Here is a 12279-nt window from a genome sequence, read left to right on the forward strand (position 1 = left end):
CGGGCGGGCCTGATTTATGATTGTGGATCAGATGACCTGAAGTACAAAATGAAGAACGAAGAGAAGCGATATAAAATAGAAGAGTGGCTTCACTTCGCGCCATTTGCCGACAGCCACATGAAATAGCGAGTAGCTAATGAAACCGATCGCGATTCCGTCCACGATGCTATGCATGAGCGGAATGAAGGCGATGATGAAGAAGGCAGGCAATCCCTTTTCCATGCTTTCAAAGGAAATGTTGCGCACCGAAGGCATCATCAAACCACCGATGAAAATTAGGATCGGCGCGACAGCCTGATCCGGAACGAGCGTGATCACGGGCATCGCAATCAACGAAATCAAGAACAGAATCCCCGTGAACGCTGATGTCCAGCCTGTTCTACCTCCGGATGAAATCCCTGCAGCGGCTTCAACAGTGGAGACGGTAGGACTTGTTCCAAAGATACCGCTAAGAAAAACGGAGAACGAAGTAGCTTGCATGGCTTGCTTAAAGCGTTCAGGTTTTTCGCTCATGTTCAGTTGAGCGTTAATGAGTCCTACATTCTCGAACACGATAACGAGAGTGAGTGAGAAGACGGCGACAATCAACGTGGTGACAGGCAAGCCTTTAAATGTCAGATGCCCGAAAACTTCACCGTAGGATGACCAGGTAAAGCCGCCAAGGCTGCTTCCTGCCGATGGCTTAATGCCGAACAAAAAGGCAAGCACTGTTCCGCCGATAATGGACAGCAGCAAATTGCCGGGCACCTTCCGCATGTACAAAATGCAGGTCAAGGCTAAAGTGGCAAGTGTAACGATGACACCGGGGTTCCCGAACGATTGCACGGCGATCACTGAAGCGCTATCCGGTAGAATGACGCCGCCTTTATGCAAGCCGATCAGGACCAGCATAAGTCCGATACCTACAGAAATTGCTTCTTGCAACGATGCGGGGATGGCTTCACGCAACTTCCCGACGAGAGAGGTCAAGCTAATAGCTAAAAAACAAATGCCCGACATCATAGACACCGCCAAAGCTTGCTGCCAAGTTAATCCCATACCTTGAACAAGCGTGTACGTGAACATGGCATTAATCCCCATGCCGGGAGCGATAATCAGGGGAGCTTTACCCCATAAAGCCATTACAAAACACCCAACCGCCGATGCAAGAATTGTTGCGATAATTCCCGCTTCCTGCGGGATGCCGGCATCCGCCAATATCGATGAATTGACGATTATAATATAGACGATCGCAAAAAAAGAAACGGTTCCTGCCAAAGCTTCCCGTCGCCAAAAGCTTGGGGCAAAGCGGGGAGTTGAATTAGGTGATACAGGCTCCTTTGTGTGCGATGGTATCTGTTTCTTTTGGTGGACCAACCATAAACCTTCCTTTCATTGTAACCCCTCACCCAACCCTTTCAAGAAATATGAAAGAAAGACGGCTAAAAGCCGCATGAGATATATCATACCATATTAAATTTAGTCTTGACACTTCGGGGATATGTCGTATACATTTGTATACATAAGCGGTTGTATACAAATGTATACATCCGAATAAAGGAGCGAAATGATGTACATAGAAGGTGAAATGAATGTGGAAGCTTAAGCGATTTATGAAGCCTTATTGGCTGTGGTGCTTATTGGCGCCTCTTCTGATGGTGGTCGAGGTGATTATGGATTTGATGCAGCCAGCGTTGATGGCGAGTATTGTCAATCAAGGACTCTTAACGAACAATTTGGAGCATATCAAATCCACGGGATTGATGATGCTGGGTGTGGCCCTTGTCGGCCTGATCGGCGGGGTAGGCTGTACCGTGTTTTCGAGCATCGCCTCCCAAAGTTTCGGCAACGATTTGCGAATCACGCTGTTTGAGCACATCCAGACCTTCTCGAATCGAAATCTGGACCGTCTGAAGACGGGTTCACTGATTACCCGATTGACGAACGATGTGGGGCAACTTCAGACGTTTGTGCAAATGATCCTGCGCACGTTAGTCCGTTCACCGCTCCTGCTTGTCGGCAGCCTGGTGATGGCGATACGAATCAGTCCGTCGTTGACGCTTATCCTGTCCGTATCCGTCCCGTTGTTATTCATCATTTTTTATGCAATCATTCGGCTTTCCTTTCCTTTATTCTCAAAAATGCAGGAGAAGTTAGATAGCGTCAACACGGTGTTACAGGAAAATCTGTCGGGCATCCGGGTGATCAAAGCCTTCGTTCGGGCAAAAGAAGAACAAAAGCGGTTTAATGCGGCTAATACGGCCTACACCGGCAACGCGATCAAAGCGATCCGCCTCATGGCGTAATATTCCGCTTATGATGCTGGTCCTGAACGCCAGCATTGTAGCGGTATTGTGGTTCGGCGGGCTTAAGAATTGGAATGGAGAGCTTCCTGTCGGTGATTTGATTGCTTTCATTAATTACGTCACACAGCTATTGATGTCGATGATGATGCTGAGCAATTCGCTTACCTTTGTGTCCAGGGCGAAGGTGTCGGCGGACCGGGTGAACGAAGTGCTCGGCGCCGTCAGCGAAATTTCCGATGCGCCGTCGGCGAAGACCGAAGTGATCCGCTCCGGCCGGATTCAATTCAATCATGTATCTTTCGCATATAACTCAACGGACGAAAATCTAGTTTTGGAGGATATCCACTTTACGGCCGAACCCGGAAAAACGGTGGCCATTCTTGGCGCTACCGGGGCAGGGAAGTCAACGCTCGTAAGCCTCATCCCCAGGCTCTATGAGGTTTCATCCGGTTCCATTATGATTGATGGAACCGATATCCGCGATATTAGCCTGGACCATCTCCGCAGCGAGATCGGTTTTGTGATGCAGCAGAGTATTTTGTTCAGCGGCACCATCCGCGACAATATCCGGTATGGCCGACCGGACGCTACCGAAGAGGAAGTGGTGCAAGCGGCTATAACCGCCGAAGCACACGGTTTCATCACCGGCCTTCCTCAAGGGTACGATACCTTGCTTGGTCAGCGAGGCATCAATTTGTCCGGCGGGCAAAAGCAGCGGCTGTCCCTTGCGCGGGCTCTGTTGATCCGTCCTAGAATCCTCATCATGGACGACAGCACAAGTGCCCTGGATGCCGCAACCGAGGCCCGAATCAGGCAACTGCTGAGAGAGCAGATGCAAAACAGCACGAGTATACTGATCGCTCAGCGGGTTTCTTCGGTCATCGACGCCGATGACATCCTGATCCTGGAGAATGGCCGCATCGTATCCCGAGGCACTCACGAAGAGCTGATGCAAAGCAGCGAAATTTACCGGGATATCCGGCAGTCGCAGCTGAAAGGAGAGGAGACGTCCCATGTCTAGCGTAAATAACCGCGCGCAGATCCCGATTCCCGGGCGTCCCGGCGGATTGGGCGGAGGTCCGCATGGCGGTCCTGGGGGAGGTCCCGGGCGAGGTGCCATACCGATTGTAAGGGCCAAAAACCGCGGAGCTACGATCAAGCGAATTTGGGCTTATTTAAATCGTCAGCGGGCCGGACTGATTGTGGTATATGTGTTCACTGCGCTAAATGCGATCGTTGCCCTCATCGGGCCCTATCTGCTCGGAACGGCCATTGATACTGCGGTCATTCCCGGCGATTGGGACAAACTGGTCCGGTTTTGTCTGCTTTTAATCGGCATTTATTTGTTAGGGAGCGTTGTTGCTTGGGTGCAGGCGTATGTCATGACTTCCGTATCGCAGAATACGGTGTTTGAGCTGAGGCGCGATCTCTTTGCCAAGTATCAGGAGTTACCGGTGCAGTTTTTTGATACGCATTCGAGCGGGGAACTCATGAGCCGGGCCACCAACGATATCGATAACGTATCGAATACGTTGAACCAAAGCGTGACCCAGCTGCTAAACAGCCTCATCACGCTGAGCGGCTCACTCGTGATTATGCTCTCGTTAAGCCTTCCGCTTACGGTTGTGGCCTTGATTACGATTCCGCTTGTTCTGCTGGCAAGCCGAAAAATTACGGGCTTGAGCCGGGTTTATTTCAAAAATCAGCAACGGCATCTTGGCGAGCTTAACGGATTTATCGAAGAGACGATTAGCGGTCAGAAAGTGGTGAAACAGTACCGCAGGGAAGAGATCGAAGTTCGACGGTTCCGCAGCATCAGCGGGGAGCTGAATAAGGTCGGAATCAAGGCGCAAATCGTATCCGGCCTTGTAGGCCCGGTTATGAACCTGATCAACAATTTGAACTTTGCCCTCATAGCCGGAGTGGGCGGGTGGATGGCGTTTCACGATATAGTTACTGTGGGCGTCATCGTCAGCTTCCTTAACTATTCCAGGCAGTTCGGCCGGCCAATCAATGAGCTGGCTAACCAATACAACCTGATCCAGTCTGCCATCGCCGGTGCGGAGCGAGTGTTTGAAGTCATGGATATGCCGTCCGAATACGGGGATGACAAAGAGAGCGAACTGCCCCGACTGAGTGGGGAAGTCAAATTCGACAACGTATCTTTCGGCTATAAGCCGGATGCGCCGATTCTGCGCAGGGTGACATTCGAAGCGAAGCCGGGCGAGAAAATCGCGCTTGTCGGACCGACAGGAGCCGGGAAAACGACGATCGTCAATCTGTTGACCCGGTTTTACGAAATCCATGGCGGGAATGTATTTATCGATGGCCGGGAGATCCGGGATCTGGACAAAAATGCGCTGCGCAGACAGCTCGGGATGGTGCTTCAGGATGCGCATGTATTCTCGGGAACGATCCGCGACAATATCCGCTTCGGTCGGCTTGATGCGACCGACCGGGAGGTGGAAGAGGCTGCCCGGCTTGCCAATGCGGAGAGATTCATCGCAAGGCTGCCGCATGGCTATGATACGATGCTCGAATCGGAGGGCAGCAATCTGAGCCATGGACAGCGCCAGCTTCTGACGATTGCTAGAGCGATTCTGTCCGATCCGGCCATCCTGATCCTGGACGAAGCAACGAGCAGCGTAGATACGCGGACGGAAATGCAGATCCAGCATGCGATGAAGACCTTGATGAAGGGGCGCACCAGTTTCGTAATTGCACACAGGCTTAGCACGATCCGTGATGCGGACCGTATTCTGGTCATCCAAAACGGAGAGATTGCTGAGCAGGGCAACCATGAACAGCTTCTAGCGTTGTCGGGAGTTTATCACGAACTATACAACAGCCAGTTCAAGCAGGCGATTCAGGCGGACGCCATATAATGATCGCGCTCGCTTAAGTTTAATTATAGGAAGGACGGAAACGGCGCACAGCCGATTACCGTCCTTTTTTGCGTTAAATTCTTCATTTAAGTTTGGTTAAAGGTTTCGGACTTATTATACAAACATGGATGGAAGAAAGGAGGTGAAAGACATGAAACGTACTTCAATTCTAATCTCAATCGCAGTTGGTCTTGGTTCCATCCTTCTCCTTGCGGCATTGTTAAAAGTGAACATAGTCCCTATTAATGAAGGCATGCAGCATCGTCAAGCATGGCATGAACCTATGAGGTATGGACACCATGGTGTTCCCTTGCACATGAATTCCAACAATGCTGCAACTCCAGCTTCTGGTGCGAAACCGGTTTGGCACTTTGTGCTTCAAATCGCCGTTCTGCTCGGCGGGGTCACACTTTTCCTCAAGGGGAAAGGAGGGCTTAAATGGACAGGCGCTGTATTCGCCGTTCTGAGTACGATGAGTTTACTTACACCCCTTTGGGGCCTGGTTGTGTTGATCATCGCTTTTTTACTGTACAGAAGGATCGAAAACAACCGTAAATATATATCCCCTCAAGCTATAAACGTATACCCGTCTTTCGTGGAAACCACGGAAAGCCGGGGCCGGTTTTTGGATGAGTGGGAACGCAAACAACATAAGGAGGAATGAATTTCATGGGTATTTTTACAAGAATAAAAGATATCGCCGCAGCCGATACACACCGCTTGCTTGATTTAGTGGAAGATCCGGTCAGTATGGCTAAACACTATATCAGACAGCTTGAGCAGCAAATCGACCAGGCCCGTTTAGCGCTGGAGAAACAGCTCGCCGCTGAACAACAATACGATCTGCTGGTTGCCAGAACCGGACAAATGATCGATAAACGTACGCGCCAGGCCGAGCTCGCCGTCGAACGGGAGGAAGAAGATATCGCCAGGCTGGCCATCCAGGAGAAATTAAGCCACTCAAAACTGATGCAAACCTATTTGGAGCAGCGCGAAGTTATTCGGAAACAGGTCCAGGCCTTACAAGAGGAGATCGCCCGCCTATTGGATTTGCATAAAGAGCTGAGTGATAAGCTGAACTTCCTGCTGGCACGCAGTCAAGCTGCAGCCGCCTTAAGGGCAACGGTCGCAACGGCTTCGCCCGGCGACATTAGTAAGATTTCGCGCGGATTTGACCGCATGGAACAAAAAATCATGACCCTCGAATCCGGCTTACTTGCCTATCGGAGTATGGATCAAAGCAATGCACGGCTGACAGGTTGGTCGGAACAGGATGAAGTGGAAAGTGAGCTGGCAAGACTTAAAGCCGTGAAACAGACTCAATAATAAACTTGAATAATCAGGAGGAATTATCATGAAAAACAAAGCGATAACAGCAAGTGCGCTGGCATTGGCTATTACACTAGGCGGAGGAGCGGTGCTTGCCGGACAAGCGTTTGCCGCTTCGGATTCAAACATTACGAGCTCAACATCGTCCGCAACACAAAGAGCGGATAAGGGAACATTAAAAGGGAAAGGCGGGCATCATGGAATAGGATTAAAACTTGACGATACGGCGATTGCCGCCCTTTTCGCTATGACTGAAACCGAATTGGAGACGGCAGAGCGTTCGGGGAAATCTCTGGCTGCGGTGGCCGAAGAAAAGGGGATCTCGCTTCAATCGGTGATTGATCTTGTAGCCAAACAGCTTACGGCGCGCCTTGATCAGAAGCTGTCGGACGGAAGCTTAACCCAGACTCAATATGATACCGAAAAGGCTAACGTTACGGAGAAAGCAACCAAGCTTGTGAACCGTGAGTTGACGGGTAAAGCAAGCCTTGGCGGACACGGTGGGGCAAGAATCGATGAGGAAGCCGTCGCAGAACTGCTTGGTATATCAACCAGCGACTATGAGACCGCCAAGCATGCCGGTAAGTCGATGGCGGCATTGGCGGAGGAGAAGGGCGTTGCTTTGCAATCGGTCGTGGAGCTCGTAACGAGCCAGCTAACTACGGCGCTGGATAAGTAATTGGCAGATGGCAAGATAACGCAGTCTCAATATGATACTGCCAAGACCAAACTCGCGGCAAAAGCACTCGAAATCGTGAATGGAACGCGTTCGGATAAAGCCGGCCATCACGGTCACGGTTCCCGGTCAGGCACAGTGAATGATACTGAGAAGACAACGGAAGGCTGAACCTCAAACCTCCATCCTCCTGCTTATTACAAGGCAGGGGGATTGTTTTTGATTATGGACTTTTATTATGGCAGCTAATTCGGTCTACACAAATATCATCAGTTGCGTTTTGACAGATCGATGTAATTGGGGTTATTATAGACACATTAAGTCTTTGATTGATCCGTTAAATAATTCGGGAGTGATTAGGTTTGTCTAATTATAGATAATTTATATCTATAATATCTACAAAAAGAAATGGAGGTTTCAAGTTATGAACTATCATTGTGCCATTATCGGCGGCGGTCCGGCAGGATTAAACGCAGCGCTCGTGCTAGGCAGAGCAAGAAAGGACGTTGTTTTGTTTGACGACAGCCAACCGAGGAACGGGGTAACTCATGCGTCGCATGGGTTTATTACACGGGATGGAGTTACACCCGCCGAGTTTCGGCGGATCGCCTACGAGGAGGTGCTCAAATACCCTTCGGTCCGGCATTGGAATTCCCTGGTGACCGATATTCAAAGAACCGATCATGGTTTCGCTCTTCGTACTTCATCGGGTGTATTGGTTCAGGCGGACAAAGTGATTTTAGCGGCTGGCTTAAAAGAAGTATTGCCCGAAATTGAGGGGGTTTCCGAATTTTACGGGAAAAGCCTATTTAATTGCCCCTTCTGCGATGGATGGGAGCTGCGGGATCAACCGCTCGTAGTCGTCTCGGAAACGCCGGGAATATTTCACAAGGTGAAATTGCTGCTTAACTGGAGTTCAGATTTGGTCGTGTGCACGAACGGTCATGATATCTTGACGGACGAACAGCGAGCACAGCTTGCTTCAAAAGGAATTGCCGTCGTCGATACTCCGATCACCGCATTTTCCGGGGAAAACGGATTGCTGGCAAGGGTGAAATTCGCAGACGGATCAGAGCTTGAACGAAGCGGAGGTTTTATCGACCCTGCATTACTTCCTAAAGCCGATTTTCATGAAGCGCTGGGGTATGAAACTGCTCCGGATGGAGGGATTGCAACGGATGCAATGGGCAGAACTAACGTTTCCGGCATATACGCGGCCGGGGATTCAGCGTATGTGATGCCTTCGCAATTGATTTATGCCGCAGCCTCAGGCAGCAAAGCGGCAGTAGCTGTCATAGCGGACATGACGGAAGAGGAGTGGAAATAAAAAATGAGTTATAAAAAGCGCCTCGGGATGCCTGAGCTCACCGGTAAGCCGGGGCTGGAAGTATTAGCTATGCTGAGCCCCCAACCGGGAGAACGAATTCTGGATGTGGGCTGTGGGAACGGGGACTTGACCTCCGCCATTGCGGCTGCGGGCGCAATCCCTACCGGAATTGACCTGTCCGAGGAAATGGTAGGCCGAGCCAGACTGAAGTACCCGGGGCTGGATGTTTTGGTCGAAAACGCATGCCAATATAGGACGGATGTCCAGTTTGATGCCGTCTTCTCGAATGCAGCCTTACACTGGATTCTGGATGCACCGGCCGTGGTGCGTACGATCTGGTTAGCGCTGCGGGAGGGCGGCCGATTCGTGGCCGAATTCGCCGGGAACGGTAATGTCGAGGTACTTACTTCCGCGATAAAGCAGGCACTGGAGGAATATGGTTATGCTTGGGAGGGACGGAATCCATGGTACCATCCCACCATTGGAGAGTATGCGAGCCTGTTGGAGCAGGCCGGTTTTCGCGTCGCCTCTGCCCAGCACTTTGACAAACTCACGCCGCTCAAGGGGAATTTAGGAATCCGGAACTGGCTGGACAGTTTCGCCACCTATTTTTTCCCGGACGTTACCCCATCTGATAAAGAATCTATCTATAGCTTCATAGAATCTGCCGCAAAGCCGCGTCTTGAACTGGATGGACAGTGGATGATAGATACAAGCCGGTTGCGTGTATCAGCAATCAAAGTTTGATCCTTCGGTCAAAACTTTGTAAGATGAGGGAGAAGGAACTCCCCACGGCGGCAATGGAAGTTCTAGTCTACTAAGGAACTCAGGAAATGTGGGGAACTTTCGGTAGGTTCCCTTATTTTAAACCGCGCCCAGCGCGGTTTTTTTGAAGCGTTTACTACATATTAGGAGTGATATTTTTGCTAACCAAGATCAGCCTTGAAGGCGAATGGAAGCTGCAATTAGATGAGAGAAAACAGGGACTGAATCTGCCGTTTCAAGATGTCATCAATCTGCCTGGTACGACGTCGCATGCCCGCAAGGGACCGAAAAACGAAAATGTATTGATCGGCGCCTTGACGGATGAATACTTGTTTGAAGGACAGGCGTGGTATTCGAAGGAAATCACGATTCCGGAAGAGCTTGCAGGAAAGAACTGTTCTTTGTATTTGGAACGCACCCGGATGACGAAGGTTTGGCTGGACGGCCGGGAGATCGGCAGCCGCAACAGTCTGAACACCGCACATATTTACGAGTTGGAGAAGCTTGAAGCAGGCAGCCACACCATTACCGTCCGGGTTGATAATACCGATTATCCGACCAAAGGCGGGCACTTAACTTCCCCGGATACGCAAACAAACTGGAACGGCATCACCGGTCGCCTGGAGCTTCAATTCTTCGGTGACTCGTCTTTGAGCGACATTCGCCTTACTCCGGATTTGGCTGCCCGCTCTGTGCGGGTCACCGGTTTGTTGAAAGGGGCAACGGAGGGAACGGTTGATGTTGTTGCCGAAAGCTTTAACAGCAAGAAATTACACTCGGCTCCGCAGCAAGAGTTTGCCGTATCGGAAGGGGAGTTCTCCTTCGTCTATGAGTTGGGTTCCGATGCGCTGCTTTGGAGCGAATTCGAACCTAACCTTTATAATGTAAGTCTTGTCTTGAAAGATGGAGAAGCGGGAGTAGCCGACCGTCATGAGTTGATATTCGGTCTTAAGGAATTTAAAGCGGCTGGCGACAAGTTTACCATTAACGGAGAGAAGACATTTCTTCGCGGCAAGCATGACGGCCTGATTTTCCCATTGACCGGATACGCGCCTACGGACGTAGAAGAATGGCTGAGGATCCTTGGAATCGCTAAATCTTACGGCATGAATCATTATCGTTTTCACACTTGCTGTCCGCCGGAAGCGGCCTTTACCGCCGCGGATATGCTCGGGATTTACATGGAACCGGAGTTGCCGTTCTGGGGAACGATCACGGAAGAAGCCGATGAGGGACATAACCAGGCGGAACAGGATTATCTGATCAGTGAGGGGTATGAGATTCTGCGGGCTTTTGGCAATCACCCTTCCTTTGTGATGATGTCACTGGGCAACGAACTCTGGGGGAGCAGAACGAAGATCGACTCCATTCTGAAAGAATACAAAGCATTCGACGACAGACATTTGTACACGCAAGGCTCCAACAACCATCAGTTCATGCCGGAGATTCTGGAACATGACGATTTCTTCTGCGGCGTGCGTTTTTCACGGGACCGGTTGTTCAGAGGCTCCTATGCGATGTGCGATGCTCCGCAGGGTCATGTGCAAACCGACTATCCAAGCACGATGAAGGATTATGACGATCAGATCGTTCCACCGGACTTCGGAAAAGAGGCAGACTCGGACGATAAGGCCGGAGGGTCCATTCAGATCCAGTACGGCACCGAGGCCAAGACGGTGGAAGCCGGAGACACCTCCGGAGAATGGATCCCACAAATGCCGGTGGTCTCTCATGAGATCGGTCAATATGCGACGTTTCCGAATTTTGAGGAGATCGACAAATATCAAGGCTCGCTCAAAGCCGAGAATTTCAAAATCTTCCGCGAACGTCTGGAGAGCAAGGGGCTGGGTCATCTTGCCGGTAAATACTTTGAAAGCTCGGGACAGTTGGCGGTTGCCTGCTACAAGGAAGAACTGGAGGCCGCGTTCCGTTCCCGGAGACTTGCCGGGTTCCAACTGCTGGATCTACAGGATTTTAGCGGTCAAGGAACCGCATTAGTAGGCGTGCTGGATGCTTTTATGGATTCCAAAGGAATGATCACGCCGGAGGAATGGCGCACATTCTGCAGCGACGCCGTCCTGCTGGCCAGGTTCCCAAAATACAACTATGTCGCAGGGGAACGCTTCATTACCGCCGTCGAGCTGAGCTGGTTCCGGAGCGGGACGCCCGGCAATCTGTCGTTACATTGGGAGCTCTCCGCGGAAGACGCAAGACTTGCGGAAGGATCCGCTGAAGCGAACATTCAGGCGGGATCAAATTACATCGACATCTGCCAGTTGACGGTTGACCTGCCCGTGGTCCACCGGATGACTCCTGCGAAATTATCCTTATGGATCGAAGGAAGTGACATCCGCAAATCATACGATCTTTGGATTTATCCGCAGCTCATCGGAAGCAGAATTGACGAAGACGAAATCAACTTATTCGAGGAGCTTTCCGATGAAGCACTGGCGCTTCTGGAGCAAGGTAAGAACGTGTTGCTGATGCCGAAGCCGGAATCTCTCGAGAATGCCATTGAGGGGACTTACTGTACGGATTTCTGGTGCTATCCGATGTTCCGGTCCATCTCCGAAAGCATGAACCGTCCGGTGCCTGTCGGTACCATGGGTCTGTTGATTGAGAATACTCATCCTGTGTTCCGTGATTTCCCGTGCGAAGAACATTCCACTTACCCTTGGTGGAGCATTGTCCAAAATTCGAAGTCGATCATCATGGACGGAACCGACCGTGAATGGAACCCGATCGTACAGACGATCGACAACTTTGAGCGCAATCACAAACTTGGCTTCCTGTTTGAATGCAGGGTAGGTCAAGGTAAGCTCCTCGTTTGCGCCCTGGATGCAAGTAAGGCGGGCGAAACGCCGGAGGGAAGACAGTTCTTGTCGAGTTTGGCCGGTTATATGAGCTCGAACGAATTCAATCCGCAGTATAATGTCAGTGCTGCCGAGCTTCGCGAGTTGATCCGATAAGACGGAATCTTCTGCTTAAGTTTTCAGACTAAGATAATAGAAA

General features: G+C 50.8%; 9 protein-coding genes and 1 pseudogene. 9 read left to right on the forward strand and 1 reads right to left on the reverse strand.

What is annotated here, in order from left to right:
• Positions 1-27: 27 nt before the first annotated feature.
• Complete coding sequence (locus NYE70_RS04445) at positions 28-1257, reverse strand: NCS2 family permease (protein ID WP_290407082.1); 1230 nt, start codon at positions 1255-1257, stop codon at positions 28-30.
• Between the two features lie 314 nt (positions 1258-1571).
• Between NYE70_RS04445 and NYE70_RS04450 the strand changes: the two are divergent.
• From NYE70_RS04450 to NYE70_RS04490, 9 genes and pseudogenes are all read left to right on the forward strand, one after another.
• Positions 1572-3306 (forward strand): annotated as a pseudogene (locus NYE70_RS04450) (ABC transporter ATP-binding protein).
• The gene (locus NYE70_RS04455; protein ID WP_341045130.1) at positions 3299-5170 is read left to right on the forward strand and encodes an ABC transporter ATP-binding protein; all 1872 of its coding nucleotides are present in this window, start codon (positions 3299-3301) and stop codon (positions 5168-5170) included. The pseudogene NYE70_RS04450 and the gene NYE70_RS04455 overlap by 8 nt, the downstream one beginning before the upstream one ends.
• 151 nt (positions 5171-5321) lie before the next feature.
• Positions 5322-5834 carry a hypothetical protein gene (locus NYE70_RS04460; RefSeq protein WP_290407085.1) on the forward strand — a complete coding sequence of 171 codons (513 nt, stop codon included), beginning with the start codon at positions 5322-5324 and terminating at the stop codon, positions 5832-5834.
• A 5-nt stretch (positions 5835-5839) separates the two neighbouring features.
• Entirely contained in the window at positions 5840-6496 is a 657-nt protein-coding gene (locus NYE70_RS04465; RefSeq protein WP_290407086.1) for a PspA/IM30 family protein, read from the forward strand.
• 28 nt (positions 6497-6524) lie between these two features.
• On the forward strand, positions 6525-7178 hold the full coding sequence (locus NYE70_RS04470) for a hypothetical protein (RefSeq protein ID WP_341045131.1): 654 nt from the start codon (positions 6525-6527) through the stop codon (positions 7176-7178).
• On the forward strand, positions 7179-7346 hold the full coding sequence (locus NYE70_RS04475) for a hypothetical protein (RefSeq protein ID WP_341045132.1): 168 nt from the start codon (positions 7179-7181) through the stop codon (positions 7344-7346).
• Between the two features lie 253 nt (positions 7347-7599).
• Entirely contained in the window at positions 7600-8502 is a 903-nt protein-coding gene (locus NYE70_RS04480) for an NAD(P)/FAD-dependent oxidoreductase (RefSeq protein ID WP_341045133.1), read from the forward strand.
• Positions 8503-8505: 3 nt separating this feature from the next.
• Positions 8506-9249 carry a class I SAM-dependent methyltransferase gene (locus tag NYE70_RS04485; protein WP_341045135.1) on the forward strand — a complete coding sequence of 248 codons (744 nt, stop codon included), beginning with the start codon at positions 8506-8508 and terminating at the stop codon, positions 9247-9249.
• Between the two features lie 167 nt (positions 9250-9416).
• Positions 9417-12236 (forward strand): sugar-binding domain-containing protein, encoded by a 2820-nt coding sequence (locus NYE70_RS04490; protein ID WP_341045136.1) that lies wholly within the window; start codon positions 9417-9419, stop codon positions 12234-12236.
• The last annotated feature ends 43 nt before the right edge of the window (positions 12237-12279 follow it).

Source organism: Paenibacillus sp. FSL R5-0407, from assembly GCF_038009185.1.
Taxonomy (GTDB): Bacteria; Bacillota; Bacilli; order Paenibacillales; family Paenibacillaceae; genus Fontibacillus; species Fontibacillus vini.

Coding starts and splice junctions, on each gene's coding strand:
- NYE70_RS04455 (WP_341045130.1), top strand. CDS start 3,299: ATGTCTAGCGTAAATAACCGCGCGCAGATCCCGATTCCCGGGCGTCCC.
- NYE70_RS04460 (WP_290407085.1), top strand. CDS start 5,322: ATGAAACGTACTTCAATTCTAATCTCAATCGCAGTTGGTCTTGGTTCC.
- NYE70_RS04465 (WP_290407086.1), top strand. CDS start 5,840: ATGGGTATTTTTACAAGAATAAAAGATATCGCCGCAGCCGATACACAC.
- NYE70_RS04470 (WP_341045131.1), top strand. CDS start 6,525: ATGAAAAACAAAGCGATAACAGCAAGTGCGCTGGCATTGGCTATTACA.
- NYE70_RS04480 (WP_341045133.1), top strand. CDS start 7,600: ATGAACTATCATTGTGCCATTATCGGCGGCGGTCCGGCAGGATTAAAC.
- NYE70_RS04485 (WP_341045135.1), top strand. CDS start 8,506: ATGAGTTATAAAAAGCGCCTCGGGATGCCTGAGCTCACCGGTAAGCCG.